The 16655-nt window shown below is 38.1% G+C and carries 12 protein-coding genes and 1 pseudogene; 3 read left to right on the top strand and 10 right to left on the bottom strand.

Features of this window, described 5'->3' with window-relative positions; all coding sequences use genetic code 11:
- Positions 1-94 precede the first annotated feature (94 nt).
- Both VLZ86_RS05335 and VLZ86_RS05330 read left to right on the top strand, forming a co-directional pair.
- Positions 95-1072 carry a glycoside hydrolase family 113 gene (locus tag VLZ86_RS05335; protein WP_325449481.1) on the top strand — a complete coding sequence of 326 codons (978 nt, stop codon included), beginning with the start codon at positions 95-97 and terminating at the stop codon, positions 1070-1072.
- Positions 1069-1839, top strand: coding sequence for a metallophosphoesterase (locus VLZ86_RS05330; protein ID WP_325449479.1), 771 nt, complete (start codon positions 1069-1071; stop codon positions 1837-1839). Before VLZ86_RS05335 ends, VLZ86_RS05330 begins: the two co-directional genes overlap by 4 nt.
- Before the next feature lie 12 nt (positions 1840-1851).
- Here VLZ86_RS05330 and VLZ86_RS05325 read toward each other — a convergent pair whose 3' ends face one another.
- The 10 genes and pseudogenes from VLZ86_RS05325 to VLZ86_RS05275 form a co-directional block, all read right to left on the bottom strand.
- Positions 1852-2739 (bottom strand): sterol desaturase family protein, encoded by an 888-nt coding sequence (locus tag VLZ86_RS05325; protein ID WP_325449477.1) that lies wholly within the window; start codon positions 2737-2739, stop codon positions 1852-1854.
- 869 nt (positions 2740-3608) lie between these two features.
- Positions 3609-3770, bottom strand: a complete 162-nt coding sequence (locus VLZ86_RS05315) for a hypothetical protein (protein ID WP_325449473.1) — start codon at positions 3768-3770, stop codon at positions 3609-3611.
- 3 nt (positions 3771-3773) lie between these two features.
- Entirely contained in the window at positions 3774-4586 is an 813-nt protein-coding gene (locus tag VLZ86_RS05310) for a purine-nucleoside phosphorylase (RefSeq protein WP_325449471.1), read from the bottom strand.
- A complete protein-coding gene (locus VLZ86_RS05305; RefSeq protein WP_325449469.1) occupies positions 4583-5257 on the bottom strand; it encodes a TIGR04282 family arsenosugar biosynthesis glycosyltransferase in 675 nt (224 codons plus the stop codon). The genes VLZ86_RS05310 and VLZ86_RS05305 overlap by 4 nt, the downstream gene beginning before the upstream one ends.
- 382 nt (positions 5258-5639) lie before the next feature.
- Entirely contained in the window at positions 5640-6692 is a 1053-nt protein-coding gene (gene arsS, locus VLZ86_RS05300) for an arsenosugar biosynthesis radical SAM (seleno)protein ArsS (RefSeq protein WP_325449467.1), read from the bottom strand.
- Between the two features lie 151 nt (positions 6693-6843).
- Positions 6844-7179: an arsenosugar biosynthesis-associated peroxidase-like protein gene (locus tag VLZ86_RS05295; RefSeq protein WP_129017385.1), complete on the bottom strand. Its 336-nt coding sequence runs from the start codon at positions 7177-7179 to the stop codon at positions 6844-6846.
- 114 nt (positions 7180-7293) lie between these two features.
- Positions 7294-7773: a nucleoside deaminase gene (locus VLZ86_RS05290; RefSeq protein ID WP_325449464.1), complete on the bottom strand. Its 480-nt coding sequence runs from the start codon at positions 7771-7773 to the stop codon at positions 7294-7296.
- A gap of 63 nt (positions 7774-7836) precedes the next feature.
- Positions 7837-8016, bottom strand: a pseudogene (locus VLZ86_RS05285) (AbrB/MazE/SpoVT family DNA-binding domain-containing protein); the annotation flags it as partial.
- A 64-nt stretch (positions 8017-8080) separates the two neighbouring features.
- Positions 8081-10363 (bottom strand): BamA/TamA family outer membrane protein, encoded by a 2283-nt coding sequence (locus VLZ86_RS05280; protein ID WP_325449462.1) that lies wholly within the window; start codon positions 10361-10363, stop codon positions 8081-8083.
- 63 nt (positions 10364-10426) lie between these two features.
- Positions 10427-15427: a translocation/assembly module TamB domain-containing protein gene (locus VLZ86_RS05275; protein WP_325449460.1), complete on the bottom strand. Its 5001-nt coding sequence runs from the start codon at positions 15425-15427 to the stop codon at positions 10427-10429.
- A 295-nt stretch (positions 15428-15722) separates the two neighbouring features.
- On the opposite strand from VLZ86_RS05275, the gene VLZ86_RS05270 reads away from it, so the two are divergent.
- Complete coding sequence (locus VLZ86_RS05270) at positions 15723-16373, top strand: fasciclin domain-containing protein (RefSeq protein ID WP_325449458.1); 651 nt, start codon at positions 15723-15725, stop codon at positions 16371-16373.
- Positions 16374-16655 lie beyond the last annotated feature (282 nt).

The following is a 16655-nucleotide window of genomic DNA, read 5'->3' as shown; positions in this document are numbered from 1 at the left end:
CTTAAATTTTTAATTTCAGTTTGTTTAAATTTAGGAATAAATAAATGGTATGGGAATGATTTTTCGGATTTTATGTTTTATATCCCTTTGTTTTATGCTCTCGTGTAGCGCTACTATTGACAGACCGGAGAAAATTAATGGTGTCAGTTATGTGGCGTCAAGAGATAGCATTGATCAACGGCATGTTGATCCCTTGATCAATCTTGGAGCCAATTACGCAGCAATTATGCCTTTTGGATTTGTTAAGGAGTTGGAACATCCGGAAATCAGTTTTAATACCAATAGGCAATGGTTTGGTGAAACTGAAAAAGGGGTGAAGCAATACGTTGACATCTTACATAAAAACCAAATTAAGGTGATGCTGAAGCCGCAAATATGGGTCTGGCGTGGCGAATTCACCGGTTTTATCAAAATGGCACATGAAGACGATTGGAACGTTTTGGAAAACTCGTATTCGGATTTTATCCTAGCTTATGCAAGAGTTGCCCAGGAATTGAATGTCGAGATTTTCTGCATCGGCACAGAATTAGAAAACTTTATTGATGAACGGCCTGACTTTTGGAAGCAACTCATTGTTGAGGTGAAGAAAATATATAAAGGCAAATTGACTTACGCCGCCAATTGGAATGAATATGAACGCACGCCATTTTGGGACGATCTTGATTATATTGGCATTGATGCTTATTTTCCTGTAGATTCGAAACAATCGCCATCTATGGAGGGTACAAAAAACGGATGGCAAAAGCACAAAGCAGAAATGAAAAACTATTCATCAAAACACAAGAAACAAATTTTGTTTACTGAATATGGTTATCGTAGCATTGATTTTGCCGGAAGAGCGCCATGGACGGTTGATCGGGTGGATAAACTGGTCAATCTTGAAGCTCAGGCCATTTTGACCCAAGCGCTGTTTGAAGAATTTTGGCATGAAGACTGGTTTGCGGGTGGTTTTGTTTGGAAATGGTTTCATAAGCATGATGCCGTTGGTGGAAAGGATGACAACCGATTTACCCCACAAAACAAACCTGCAGAGGACGTCATTCGGACATTTTATAAAAAATATGATTTATGAGAACATTGGTTATTGGAGATATTCACGGTGGATTGAAAGGGTTGAAACAACTGTTGGATCGGGCAAAAGTTGGAGATGGAGACCGATTGATTTTTATGGGCGATTATGTGGATGGCTGGAGCGAATCGGCGCAGGTCATCCAGTATCTTATGGTATTGTCCCATTTAAAAGAGTGCATTTTTATTAAAGGAAATCATGATGTATGGTGTGAAAAATGGCTTAGAACCAACAAACCAGATAAAACCTGGTTAGATCATGGCGGAAGAGGAGCGATTGAAAGTTATTCGAATTTTTCTGAAGGTGAAAAAAAAGCACATCTCAAATTTTTTGAACAAATGAAATTGTATTATTTAGATGGGCAGAATCGTTTGTTTGTTCATGGGGGATTTACATCTGAGGAAGGCGTAAAAGAAGAACCTTCAGAAAGCAATTTCTATTTTGATCGTACCCTTTGGGAAATGGCATTGCATCTGGATAAAAAGATTGATGAAAATTCCGATTTGTTTCCAAAACGCCTAACACTTTATAACGAAATCTATATCGGGCACACCCCAACACTTTATTTCAATTCCGACGAGCCATTACAAGCCATTAATGTCTGGAATGTAGATACAGGTGCGGCATTTTATGGCAAATTATCGGCGATGGACATCCATTCAAAAGAGGTTTTTCAAAGTGACCCGCTAATGGAGCTGTATCCTGATGAGAAAGGCCGTAATGAACGTTCCTTAAATCAGATTTTAGGCAAGAGAAGATCTGCCAACTAATTAGGAAAATGATTATTTTTTAGACTTTATCGGATATATGGTCTGTTTCACAAATGTTTTTGGAAAATCGTCTTCATCATGAAATCCGAGTTCAATATCCCTGCCGTCATGTGGGACATGATGTGTGTTAAAAATATAATCCCATAAGCTTAAAGTCAACCCGTAATTCATGCCATACTTTTTATGCTCAGGCAATTCTTTGACATGATGCCAAATATGCATTTTTGGATTGTTGAAAATATATTGCAAAGGGCCGTAATTCCATCCTAAGTTGGCGTGGTTTAAATGCCCAATGATGATGGAGAAAAAGTAAACAATGGAAACATCCTGTACATTGAAACCTCCAATAATAGCAACAGGGATGTACAATATAGAATTATAGACCACGGGTTCCATCCAGTGGTAACGTAAATGTGCGGCAAATCCCATTTCTTTTACGCTATGATGCACTTTATGGAAATTCCACAACCAGGGCACGCGATGTAATAAAATATGGGTGTTCCATTGGACAAAGTCGATGATCAAAAAGAAGATCAGCAAGCCTAACCATTTTGGTAATTCACTCACGCTAAAAAGCTGTAAACTTTCCACATGCCAACCAAAAAGACCTAGAATATCATTAAAGAATTCTGCCGTGGTGTTGGACAGTGCAATGAGAACAATTAAATTCAACAAGAAGAAATTGAAGAACATATAAAAAGTGTCCAACCAAAAATCCTTTCTGAAAATCGATTGGTCTTTGCGCCAAGGGAACAGTATTTCCAATAGCCAAACCAATAACGAAATTCCAATTAATCCATAAAAGTAATTGTCCCAATGGTAAACGTGCGTTAACTCATATTTGAGGTAATTCCAATATCCGGAATAGGACTTTAAAATGATGTCAATGTATTTTTCCATACTAATTCCTGCGAAAGCAGGAATCTCATAATTAAAACGTTAAAAACACCTCTCGTCTGAAAGGTGAAACTATATAGGATAGTCGTATTTTTTATAATTACTTACGGCTGTTTCTTTTTTCCAAAACATGACTGTTTTTATTCTAATCTTTAGAGGTTTCAATTCTAAAACTGAATCTTCTTTTAGAAAGATTATTGATGGCATAATGAAACCTTTCAGGTTTTTAAAACCTGAAAGGTCCTAATTCTATTCTATATATAATTTTTCGATTTCCTTATTCATCAAAAGCTTTCTTTGCTTATGAACATATTTAAAATTTTCGAGGTTGTCGAACCAAGAAATTACCTCTTCTCTTTTTAGTTTAGTAGCTGAATTTGATAAAAATGAATTGTAAGAAGAATATGGATATTGTGAGAAATTATCGTTCATATTATGATGCTCAGGATTCAGATGAATATATAAAACAAGTGATCTTAAATAATCTTCTTTATTTATCTTGATTCTTTTAAATGGTTTTTGAAATATACTTCCAGTTCGATGATATTTCAAATTCATGGCTTTGGTATAAGCGTTAAATAAATTTGAAAACTGCTGTGAAGGGTTTGATAAATTGTCATTAATTCTCAATAACAAATGGAAATGATTAGGGAGAAGACAATAACAAAATATACTACAATTTGGCTCTATGTGTTTTTTAAGAAGTTTTATAAAATACAAATAGTTAGCATGTTCAAAAAAAATATCTTCTCGATTATTTCCTCTGTTATAAATGTGGTAGTAATGACTTTCTTCAATTCTCTCCATTATGAAAGATGTACTTATACAAGACCTTTCAGGTTTTTGAAACCTGAAAGGTGTGGTTTCAAAATTTACAAACTCTTTATCAATTCCCTAAACAACACAATCATATCAGGCTCTGCTTTTTCAGTCATGGCGATAATTTCTGATCTCAATTCCTGCGCAGGCAGGAATCTCTTTTTTAAGCTCTTGAGGCCTTTCAGTTTTTTGAAACCTGAAAGGTATGGTTTCAAAATTCACAAACTTTTTATCAATTCCCTAAACAATACAATCATATCCGGTTCTGCTTTTTCAGCCATGGCAATAATTTCTGAAATATCTACAGGTTTAAGATTGTTTGGATCGCATTCGTCCGTTAAAACTGACACCGCGGCCACTTTTAATTTTAAGTGATTGGCCACGATAATCTCAGGAACCGTACTCATTCCAACAGCATCAGCTCCAATGATCTTTAACATGCGGTATTCTGCTCTCGTTTCCAATTGGGGTCCCACCACAGACGCATAAACTCCTGTATGGAGAGTGATGTTATTTGCTTTGGCAATTTGCTGAAATTTCGAATTGATTTCTGCATCATAAGGGGCGCTCATATCCGCAAAGCGCTCACCTAAATGTTCCACACCTTTAAACGCCAAAGGTGAACTACCTTGGAGATTGATATGATCATCAATAAGCATTAATTCTCCTTTCTTGAAATTGAGATTGATGGCGCCCGATGCATTGGAAACCAAAAGCGTATGAATGCCCAGTTTTTCCATGATCCGAACGGGGTAGGTCACATCTTGCAGGGAATATCCTTCGTAAATATGAAATCGTCCTTGCATGATGATGGCTTTTTTACCTTCTATAATCCCGTAAATCAATTTCCCCTTATGAAATTCGACCGTTGCGGTTGGGAAATTAGGAATGTGGTTATAGCTGACTTCATGAAGGATTTCTACGGCATCGATCAACTGACCCAAACCCGTGCCCAGGATAATTCCGATTTCTGGATTATCGAAACCTTTTTTTATTAAATATTCTGTAGTTTCAGTGATATATTTCATCATCGTATATTGTGAAATTTTTTAAGTTGTTCGTAATGTCTCATATCTTCAAAGGTATCGATATCATTCAATTCTTTCAATAAATAGACGTTGCTATTTTGGAGGTCTTTCAAAGTGGATTGCAATACCGAAGCGCTGCCCCAAACTTTATTTTCGAATAGCTTGGGATAAAGATTTTTCATGCCCAATAAATAATACCCTCCATCTGACGCTGGGCCAATGACCACATCATTAAAATCGAGTTGTGTAAATGCGGTATTGACGACTTCAGCCTCCAAATCCAAAAGATCACTGCCGATTATAGCGACTTTTTCATATCCCATTTCAAATAATTCCATAAATGCATTCTGCATCCGTTGGCCCAAATCGTTGCCTTTTTGCAGTTTTTTACGAAAAGTTCCTATGTTCCAAAGATCGTCTTTTAGAATGTTTTCAGAATAGAAAACATAACGATCCGCTTTAACCTCTTTGGCAATTAAAGCAGTATGATTTAAAAGGAATTTATAAACTTCCAACGCGTTATCATCCCCTATCGTTTTAGCTAATCTTGTTTTGCATTTACCTAATTCTGGATTGCGGGTGAAAATGATCAATGCTTTTTTAGAGGTTGGAAAATGGAAATCGGTGGCCATTTCATTATCGCCGTCAGTATGTTTGGATGAAAGTATACCCATTCGTGGAGGTTCAAAGTTTAATATTCAAAGTTCGGGAAAATGATTGGAATGTGAAGAGATTTAAATTTAAGTTGTATCCCGATAAACTATCGGGAGAAATTGCCTTCCCGTCTGTAGCATTTGCGAAGGCGGGAAACTGAAAACTTAATGAGAAAGGTGATTATTTCACCGCAATGGTCGCGAAGTTTTCCGCTAGGAGCGCGAGGAAAGCAAAGAAATCCACCTTGAAAATGAAAATGAAGATGAAAACTAGCACGCTCTGGCGTAGACCTGTCCAATATTAATGAGTCTATGGTTTAAATTTGATTTTTAAAACTTTTTTGGATAAGTAACACCATACTTCAAACTTCAACTTCGACCTCGACTTCAATTTCAACTTTATCTAGGTCACACTCCCTTGACAACTACTTCCTGCGCCTGCTGTACAACCATAACAATGTTGCGAAATCATAATCGTTCTTCCTTCCAAAAGTTCTTCGTTATAGTCTGATATATGTTTGACGTTGCTATTTACAGGTAAATTCAGCATTTGATTAAAATCGCAATCATACAAATAGCCATCCCATGAGACCGAGAGGGTATTGGTACACATCACATTTTTTACGGTTTGCGGATTGTATGCTTCCACCAAGGCGTACATATAATCTTCGTAATTTTCAGAAGCGATCAAATAATCCAAAAACCGGCTGATGGGTAGATTTGTAATGGTGAATAAATTATGGAAATTGATCCCGAAGTCGTCCATCAAGGCTTTTTTGAAGTCTTTCTCCATACTGGCTTGATTTCCTGGTAAAAATGCCCCCGACGGATTATAAACCAAATCCAGCCTTAGGTTGCTTTCCGGCATCCCATAACCAACCGCATTTAATTCTTGTAAGGCTCTTATGGATTTGTCAAAAACGCCATTGCCGCGTTGTTTGTCTGTTTTACCTCTGGTCCAATGTGGCATGGAAGACATGATATGGACATTATGTTTTTTGAAAAACTCTGTTAGATCGTAGTATTTTTTATTGGCCCTGATGATGGTTAAATTAGAACGCACTATAAAATCCTTAACGCCAACCTTTGAAGCTTCTTCTACAAACCATCTAAAATCGGGATTCATTTCTGGAGCGCCACCGGTCAAATCTAAGGTATGGGCTCCCGTGTTTTTGATGACTTCGAGACATTGTCTCATGGTTTCTCTGGTCATGATTTCTTTACGGTCTGGACCAGCATCTACGTGACAATGTTCACAAACCTGGTTACACATATAACCAACATTAATTTGGAGGATTTCAAGTTTTTTAGCCTTTAATGGAAATTGGTTTGTCTCAGCAATTTTATCTTTAAATTTTGGCAATTCTCCATTTTGAAAAATTCCGTTCGTTAAGATTTCGAGCTGTCTTTGACTATTCGCTAATTCACTTTTTCTTTTATGTAGGGATTTAATCATTTGTATGTTCTAGATTCTAAGTTCTAAGTTCAAAATTTATGATTCCGAGTTCAAGATTCAAAGTTAACAATTCAAGATCGAATTTTTCAAGGCGTCAAAATTTGAATTCAAACTTATGTCATCCATCATCTGTTCCGTCTTGGTTCTCTGCTCACATTTCCAATTTATTGACTTTATTCATCATTTGGACGCCATGAACTAAGGTTGCGCCACCTTTAATAGCGGCACCTACGTGTAAGGCTTCCATCATTTCCTCTTTTGTAATACCACGTTGCAAACCATCTTGGGTATAGGCATCAATACAATAGGGGCACTGTTCAGTGTGGGCAACCGCTAGAGCAATCAATGATTTTTCACGAGCAGAAAGTTTTCCCTCTTCGAAAACCTTAGCATAATAATCGAAAAACTTGTTGCCAAGCTCTTCACTCCATTCTGTAATTTTTCCAAATTTCTTTAAATCTGCTGGATCATAATAGGTTTTTTGCATGTGTTTCGTTGTTAGTTGAACTTATGAAATTAAATAAGTTGCTATTTTAAGTCGAAGAGAATCACTCAAGATTACACCTTCAAGGTATAATATTTAAAATCGGCGTTTAAGAAATCAATAGACAGTCTTATCGTCTTTGGTGCTCCATTTTTGAAAAGGTTCCAAAGCAATGTCTCGTGCTGTTTGTTCAAAGGGAATGCTCCTTTTGTGATAAGGTAATTCAATTTCCTTATAGATAAATGCATCATCAAAATCAATATCTGCTGCATCTTGATGGCTACATCCATAAAAAACTTTATCTGGTCTTGCCCAATAAATCGCCCCAAAACACATGGGACAGGGTTCGCAAGAAGTGTAAATTTCACAGCCGTCCAATTGAAAGGAATTGAGGTTTTTGCAGGCATCACGGATGGCGATAATCTCGGCATGCGCGGTGGGGTCGTTATGGGAAGTAACTTTATTGTTGCCGCGTCCTACAATTTTACCGTCTTTTACAATGACACATCCAAATGGCCCCCCTTCGTTATTGTCCATGCCTTTAAGTGCTGCAGTAACAGCTTCAAGCATGAATTTATTTTTGTTTTCTTTGTTCATTTATATGGTTTAAATAAGTTCATCCTCAAAAACAGAATTCATCAATAATTTGACGTCGCCTTAAGCATTCATCTTTTTAAATGCTTTTTCCCATCCTTTTCGCGATTCATGAATAGGTCTTAAGATTATTTGGTCATCTTCAAGGATCAAAAGTGCCTTTTCCTGAGTATTATATTTCTCTAAAATGGTCTTACTTGAACGAAGTCCTTTTGAATTTCCGATTTTCATAATTGCTGCTTCCATGGATTTAACGTGTATTTACAAGGTTATTACATTTTGATTCAGAAAACAACACATTCGGAAGTTTTTAAAATGGATACCCAATCGCAAAGTTTAAAATAGGATTGCTCACATCAAAGTTATAGCGTTTACCCTTTTCTTGTGAAGGGTCATGGAATGGGGCTGCCAAATCAAAACGGATGACAAAGCTTTGAATATCGACGCGCAGACCAACACCAGCACCCATGCCCAGTTCACTTATAAAATCTTTAGAGAATTTATCTTTACCATCAAAAACAGGATTTTCTTTGGAGTTCCAGATATTACCGGCATCCGCAAAAACGGCACCTTTTAAGAAGGAGACAATTGGGAATCTGTATTCTAGGTTGGCTTCCAACCGGATATTACCTGTTTTGTCAAAATAACTGTCGCTGGTATTATTGGTGTCTTCCTCTACATTATAGGTTCCTGGACCCAAAGAGCGGATTCTAAAGGCCCGAACGCTATAAGGTCCGCCGGCATAATATTGTTTTACAAAAGGAATCACATCAGAGTTGCCATAAGCCAATCCGTAACCCGCAAAAAGGCGGGCTGCAATGGTTTGTTCTTTGCCAAAATTATAATGGTAACTTAAATCGACGTCGGCCTTGGCGTATTGTGCATATTCCATGCCCAGGAATGTTTTTGGAACGTCAGGACCTTGATCTTTTCCAAGTAAACTGATCGAGTTGCCCGCCACATCCAAAGTGAAATTGAGATATTTTTGATGTGTTTTTTGTTTGTCCACCATCTCATTATATGTGAAGGAATAAGTAAGACCCGAAATAAACTGCTGTTCAAAACTTCGTTTCAAGAAGGGATTTTCATCCAAGATGTCCTCAAATTCTGGAGTTGTCTTCATAAGATCCGTATAACTCACGGAGATCGGATTGATTTGATGGGTCACATACCTATTGGCATCCCAGATGTAGCCAAATAATGCTGTGCCTGAGATTAGCGTGTATAATTTTCTCCGATCTTGAAAATCAAGGCTCACTGAGGTTTTAGTTTTTGGGATAGAGTATTTGAAAAAATCATCATTGATCTTTACTGGGAAAATGACCCTCGGAAAAATCAATTCGTTCTTCAAGCCAAGTTCCAAACTGCTATCGCCTGATTGATTCCCTCCACCTATCTGCGCTTCATAACCAATTTTTGCGGTTGTATTATAAGTCTCGCCGCCTCCAAACACATTTCTATTGCTATAGGTCAACGCTAATGCAGGGCCTGTAAAACTGTTTGATTTGGTGACTACCTGTAACTCGGCAGAAAAGGCCCGTTTGTTTAATGGCGATAAATAAATATTCGCTTCTAACAGGCCTAGGCTGTCTGTGGCCGAGGTGTCAATTTCTCTGTATTGGATATTGACATATTTGTAGGCACCAATGGTTGAGAGTCGTCTGGCGGTATTACGCGAGGTTTCAGGATTGTAGAGCTGACCTTCTCTCAGTTTTATGAAAGGATCTAAATGTTTTGGCTTGAAAAACACTTCTTTCTGAATGAAATTTTTATCGTTATAACGAATGATATCGGTTTGGATGGAATCGGCAGTTTCATAATTTGGATATACATTGACCTTAGAAATTCTATAAGGAATGATGGATTTTTTAGGTACTGCGTTTTTTAATTTGAGGAATAAATCGAAGCTTTTATTGTCATACCGATTGGTGTCGGCTTCAAAAATCAAAAAACTTTCATTGAAATTGTAATAGCCTATTTGCTTAAGATTTGCATCAATACGTAGGCGTTCCAATTTCATCTTATTCAAATCAAAGCGCATCCCTTTACTGAGTGGTGACTCCTTGACCAAAGAATCAATTTCTTTGTGGATTGGAGCCGGTAAAGAATCTAACTGATAAGTTTCCATCCGATAAGGCTTAGGCACTTTTACCGTGTAAATAACGGATGCTCTTTTCTCAGATTCTATAAATTCTGAAGAAGCAGCACTGTAAAAGAATCCCCTGTTTTCAAGTCGATTGATCAACAGGTCTTGAATTTCAAATGTTTCTACATCCGATTGATACACCGGTTTTTCTCCTAATTTCTTATATAACCATCGGTTGATGAACCCTGGTTTTTCTTTTTGGTTCTTGTAGTAATAGTAAAGTCCAGGATACATGCCCAAAAATTTTGAGTTGGGCTCAGGAAGCAGGACCGTTTCCAATTCCGTTCTTAACCCTGCTTCATTGTTGATAACAGAATCTGAGACAATGGTCAAGTCTGCACCAGTATATAATCTTTCATTTTCAGGAATATATTTGGCAATACTGCAGGAGTAGAAACTTCCGAATATGAAAAGGAAAAAAAACAGGTATTTTAAATAGAATTTCAAGGTGTTCTTTGTTTATGGTTTTTTTAACTCTAGAATATTATCATACTAGCAAGAGATAGTTTTTTAATTTTTCTTCTTTTCAATACTCTCATCAATATGCTCTTCTTGGTCTTTTTGAGCTTCTTTAGCGGCTTTTAATTTGGCTTTTTCTCTTTTTTCTGCTTTTGTTGAGGACTTTACCAAAGCGTCCCAAAGTTCAGCAAACCTATTGAATTCTTGAGTGAATATTATTGCAATTCCGCTTACGATAACCTGTCCGTCAATGACATTTTCAAACTCATTTCTATGGAAGCCTTTCAATCTATAACGGCCATTTTCGGTTAAGATATATTCAATGGTGACATTTCCAATGATTGGTGTTTCTTCACCAGTAGGGCTCCCGCCTTCCACATCAACTTCGCTACCAACACTCACGATCAATCGGTCGTTGAACATTTTTTTCTGGGCTGCAATGTCCAATTGTGTACGATCGGTAGGTGTGCTGCCCTGATAATCTGTAAAACTATCAATACCAAAATTAAGTTCAAAGCCAGAATTGCCCAATAACTTATCAGAGAAAATATTGAGTTGATCAGATACAGCATCATTTAAATTATCTCGTGCAATGGACGCCATACCACCAGTACTACCATCACTTCCAGGATCTGGATAGAAGCGGTTCAATACCAATAATGAAAACACCTGTCTGTTCAGTTCATCTTCCTGTTGGTTGAGTTGCTGCACCCTTCCATAAACCTGTCCGCCAATAGCGCCTTGCTCATCTTTTGGCATGTCGAGGTTGAAGTCTATTTTAGGTTCCATCAATTGGCCGTCAATATTAAGGTACACATAAAAAGGAAGTACTTGACGGAATTTGCCTTTAGCGGAAGCATCCAAGTTAGACGTTGTTGGCGCCATCAATGCTGCTGCTGAAGTCTTGACCTCATAGAGTGCGGTCACGTCCAGTTTGGCATCAAACGGATCGCCGGACCAGGTAACACGACTTCCTGGAACAATATTGAATTTGCGATTAACAAGATTGTAAAGATTCAATTCATAATGACCGCTCTGAACTTCATAGAGGCCAGAAAGGGTGATGTTGCCGTTTGGTTTCATGTTAAAGTTCAAATCTCCCTCTCCGGATACCTTAAAATTATCTCCCGTGGACTCATCAATAACGATAGTGACCGCGGCATCTTTTCCAATTTTCAATAAAGCGTTCAGATCAAGTCCGGTAATGGTGGCCGTTTTTTCTTCCGTTCTGGTCAGGATGGCATCCGGGTTCTCACGATTCACAAAAATAACCACACCGTCACGCTGCTCAACATTTACAGTAGCGGATGGCAACACATAAGTCACATCGGTATCTGAGCCAACCGTGGCTTTTAAATCGATTATCGGAATCTGTAAATCGCCAGTGATTTTTGCATCGGCATCAAAAGTGACTTTTCCGTAAATGAAGTTGTTGTCTTCTTTGGTGGCGTTGAGTACTTGAAAATTATCTGCGATGATCTGTAAATCAAAGGTTGGATTGATAAAGGATTCCGTTCCAATTTTACCTGAAGCCACCAAAGTGTTCTGATTTTCATCTGTAATAGTGAACTTGTCCAAGGAAAGGGCTTCGTTAGTGATGTTTAAAGTCTCCTTGGCCAAAGTGAATGCTGTATTGAAAGCCTTGATCTTGAAATCGGCATCTTTGAAAGTCAAACTGCCTTCATATTTGGGTTTATCCAAGGTGCCGTTCAATTTGAATTTTCCCGAGAAACTACCGTCGGTATCTGTGATTTCACCTTGAGACAATCCGGTCAACCCTTTCATGTTGAATTGATTGATATTCAAATCCAAATCGATGTTGGCGCCACCCGGGATTGCAACATAATCACCTTTTAAGTCCAAGTCAATCTCACCGTCTTTCATGACCACATTAAAATCATAACTGTCACTTCCAAGAGATTTGGCATCAAGACTGAAATTGCCCATATCCACTTGCATAAAACTCAATTCTGAAATGTCCAAATTGGCAATAATTCCTGTGTTTGAAAACGGTTCGACCAATACAAAATCGCCGTTGAGGTTGCCCGTTGCCAATTCCTCATCAGGATTTAGGTAATTCAAAAATTCGCTCAATTTAAAATTCTTGAAATCAACGGCAATGTGAGTTTTGGAAACGGACGGTAGGTCGTCAGTAATCTCAAAAGATTGGTTTTCATGGCTGAAAATAAACTCATTAAATTCCATTTTTTTATCACTGATCAGAATTTCGTTGTTTTCTGGCGTATTCCACGGCGTTTTATTTAAAATCAAATCTTCCGGATTGACATGAAAACGCAAGAGTTTTCTATTGCCTGTGATCTTACTGGTAATCTGAGTTAGTATGTCCTCTTCATGAAAAGCAGTAAATGCCAAAGCGAGTTCCCTATTAGTTTGGTCGCCACTTATTCTAGTTTTCTGGATGTGCAATGGTCCTGCCTTAATCCTGTTGAATCCTAGGTCAAAAATAAACTTGTCCTTATCCGTATCCATTGAAAACACCAAACTGTCCAGCTCATTACCACTATAATTGATATGTGGCGCTGTAATCCTAGCTGTGAGTTGCCGCTCTTTTTCTACATAATCAACATCAAATTTAACAGTGTCCAGTTTTTTGACGTTGACTAAAAAGACGTCGTTTAAAATTGGCGCCTCAATAATCTTCCCTCGCAATATCAAATTAACGGGGTTGGTAATGCTGTCAGGAACTTCTTCGTCATGGTAGAAGTAGCTTAAAACATGACGTCTTATGGATTTGCTGAACGTTTCAGGATCGGTATTGGATTGCAATAAAACATCTACCAATTTATTTTTGATGGACACTGATGTGGTATCTTTTCTCACGTGGGCAAGCGCATTCAAATCTCCCAACAAATAGGTTTTGTTGTCGTACACTACAACGCCTTCATCCACAATGGCAGCCACATCATAATTAATGGCATTTCCTTTAAAATCGGCATAGATTTTCATGCCTGTTCTAATCTCGCGTTGCATGAGTCCTAAGGCTTTTAGGTCCGCACCTATAATATTCAATTCGACGTTGGCTTCAGGCGACACGGAATCCAATACCACTGTGGCGTATAAGTCCATGTCGAGGTTATAGTCCTTGTATTTTGAGGTTACTTTCCCTCGGCCATTTTTGATGTCACCAATAAGCTTTAAGTCGGTGATATCATAATTATTGTATTTGAAACTGGAAACGATTGCTTCCACATGGGCATCGAGATCATTGATGTTTTTACCTTTCCCGTTGGCCTTTACTAGAAGGCTTAAGCTCCCCAAATGTTCGTTTTGGAGCAACTCATTTAGTTTATAGTCTTCAATGGAAAGGTCGGCATCAAATTCTAAAATGGCTCCATTTTTAAAATGACCATTTACAGCTGCGATACCTTGTGTGGTGGTCAACGTTGCCTTTGCGTAAATATCGTTAAGATTTCCCTTAATGTTTCCTGCTAATTTGACCTCTTTTGGCAGGTTCACTCCCAATTCACTTTCATCCACAAATTGAACCATATCAGAACGGGTGGAAACGGCTAAAAAGTTGGGAATGTTGAATTGGATGTTATTGGGATCTGTAATGTTTTTAACTTTTCCGTTAGCCGAAAGGTGCGTATTTGCCCAATTGGCATTCAAACGGTTGATGTTGATGTCTGACAAATAGCCATTGGCTTTGGTGTTTCCCGTCAATAAATGTTGACTTAGAGTATTCAGGTATGGATTTTTTTTCAGTTGTGGTTGAATGAGGAAGACATCCTTTAATGAAATTTGGAATGTTGGAATATCGATAGCTATCTTAGAATTTTCGGGAGAATCAATCAATGCCGATAATTTAGGATAGTCGAGACGTAGGTTAGCTTGTAAGTTATTGTTGTTGAGTGCGGTCCTTAAATTGGAAACCACTAAAGTATGGTCGTCAGCGCTAAATTTTAGGCTCAATTCTATTAAATTGAATCCTGAAATCTCCTTGAATGTGGAGTTCTCCAGATGAAGTTCAGCTTTTTTATCTTTTAAATTAATGGTGTTGGCTTGAAGATTCAGCGCTTCCAAAACAATCGCATTGGGATTGAAACTACCTGTTTTGGCCTCGGCGGAAGCCACGAAATAACTGAAGTTATTATTTTCCAGATCAATAGAACCAATGGCGAGTCTTAATTCTGGCCATTCAAAAGCCTGAATGTCCTGTTTGATGTCTTGGGTCACCTCCACCACTTTTTGGGTAACGACGTTGGTTTCGGTCTGAGTATGTAAGACGATGGCCGAGTTTTTTAGACGAAAAGCATCCACTTCAAAATCGCTGTTTTCCAAATCTACCTTCGGGATTTTGGCGAACAACTCCGTGATGTCAAATTCTGCTGCAATACGATCACCATACGATTGGTAATCAGCATATACATTGGTCAGTGTTAGATTCTCAACCGATAAGGAAGGTAAAGGTGCGGGATCCTCTTCAGGAATAATGGGGACGGGAGATTGGATGAATTTGATGCGTGCATCAGCGATGTTAAGTTCCGAAGCTTCAAAGTTCATATGCTCCAAATCGGTGGTTTTCATAGTGGCGTTGAGCGTCCCAATCTTGAATCGGCTGTCAATTCCGGCAACCGCATCGTCAAAAACAATATCAAAATCCCTGAAACTGAGTTTTCCTATAACAATATTTAAAGGAGTTGCGGTGGTGTCTGTGGCTACCGGTGTTGTATCCTTAGCGGCAAAGGCATCAATCAGAAATTGAAAATTATAACCTTCAATAGAATCCTTCCGCATGATATTGGCACGAAGACCATCCCATTTTAGTGCATCAACGCCTATGCCTTCACCACGAATGATGGCCCAAAGTGGCACGTTGGCTTCCAAGGATTTTGAGTAGATCAACGTATCACCTTTTGTATCTTCCAAAAACAAACCGTCAATTTGGAGGTTGCCATCAAAAGTGAGGAACAGGCGTTCAATTTCAACTTTGGTATGGGTTTTATTGGAAACGTAGGATGTGGCTTTGTCAACGATAATGCCTTGTCCCCACGGACTTCTGATAAATAAGACTAAGAGAATTAAAAACACGAGAAGACCTAGAATGATTCTTCCGAATATTCTGAAGATCCTATAATTTTTCTTTGTAGGTTTTTTTTTATCGACGTTGCTCTCTTCCAATAAGTCTGCTCTAGGATTACAAATTTATCATATTAGACGTTGTCAGGCGTCGCTTAAAGCGATTATTACTATCTCTAATCTCAATATTGGGTAAAATTAACAACTTTTGCTGATTTTGTTGGTTTTATGTTAAAGTTGTGCTAAATTTACTACAATAGCCCATTCCATACGTATATATAGACATAAACCAATAAATAAGTAAATTATGATTATTAAAAAATCGAGTATATTATTTGCCGCTGCCTTGACAGCATTCGTATTTATGTCATCTTGTGAAGATGGCAAAAAGAAAGAAGAGCAATTGAGAATTGAAACCGAACGTGTAGAATTGGAGGCTGCAGAAAACGCTAAGTTGGAAATGGAAGCCAAAGAAGCGAAAGAAGCCAAAATTAAAGAAGAAGCACGAGCCAATAGTATTGCAGGTCAAGCCATGATGAACAAAGATTTATCAACTTTGGCGGGTGCCTTGCAAGCTGCGGATTTATCGGGGATGTTGTCTGAACCGGGTGAGTACACGGTTTTTGCACCGTCAAATCAGGCTTTTGAGAAATTACCACAAAAAAAGCGTGACGATTTAATGTTACCAGAGAATAAAGAGACGTTGGCCAATGTGTTGACTTATCACGTGGTTCCAGGAGTGATTACTTCTGATAAACTTGCAGCTGCTATTAAAGGCGCCAATGGATCCTATACTTTTAAAACTGTAAAAGGGGAGGAGTTGACGGCTTCTATGAGTGGTGATCAATTTGTAATCAAAGATGGTTCTGGTAAAAAAGCACAGGTTATTCTAGGTAACGTACCAGCTTCAAACGGGATTATTTATATTATTGATACTGTATTGATGGCTAAGAAATAATAATAGATTTTACTTTTAAAAGATGAAGACCCAGCGTGAAGTTGGGTCTTTTTTTATTGGAGCCAATTGCCCAGGCTAAATAGTCTTTGGAAATCGACACTATGGCGTTCTATTATCATCTGGCTAAAAGTCTTCAAGAGCGAACAGATTTTACGTGGACCTACGGTTATTCTAGAGCTCATAAAGCCCCTTATTTGGAATTTTGAAGAGGCTTATCAAGTGGAGATATTAATGACAAAAAGGGTGTCCACTATCCATATACTATCCATGGAGTATCTATGG

It is taken from the genome of Gelidibacter sp. (assembly GCF_035515035.1).
In the GTDB taxonomy this organism is placed as follows: domain Bacteria; phylum Bacteroidota; class Bacteroidia; order Flavobacteriales; family Flavobacteriaceae; genus Gelidibacter.
This window is presented reverse-complemented; position numbering and strand designations above follow the sequence as displayed.

Coding starts and splice junctions, on each gene's coding strand:
- arsS (WP_325449467.1), bottom strand. CDS start 6,692: ATGATTAAATCCCTACATAAAAGAAAAAGTGAATTAGCGAATAGTCAA.
- VLZ86_RS05305 (WP_325449469.1), bottom strand. CDS start 5,257: ATGGGTATACTTTCATCCAAACATACTGACGGCGATAATGAAATGGCC.
- VLZ86_RS05310 (WP_325449471.1), bottom strand. CDS start 4,586: ATGATGAAATATATCACTGAAACTACAGAATATTTAATAAAAAAAGGT.
- VLZ86_RS05325 (WP_325449477.1), bottom strand. CDS start 2,739: ATGGAAAAATACATTGACATCATTTTAAAGTCCTATTCCGGATATTGG.
- VLZ86_RS05290 (WP_325449464.1), bottom strand. CDS start 7,773: ATGAACAAAGAAAACAAAAATAAATTCATGCTTGAAGCTGTTACTGCA.
- VLZ86_RS05335 (WP_325449481.1), top strand. CDS start 95: ATGCTCTCGTGTAGCGCTACTATTGACAGACCGGAGAAAATTAATGGT.
- VLZ86_RS05330 (WP_325449479.1), top strand. CDS start 1,069: ATGAGAACATTGGTTATTGGAGATATTCACGGTGGATTGAAAGGGTTG.
- VLZ86_RS05270 (WP_325449458.1), top strand. CDS start 15,723: ATGATTATTAAAAAATCGAGTATATTATTTGCCGCTGCCTTGACAGCA.
- VLZ86_RS05295 (WP_129017385.1), bottom strand. CDS start 7,179: ATGCAAAAAACCTATTATGATCCAGCAGATTTAAAGAAATTTGGAAAA.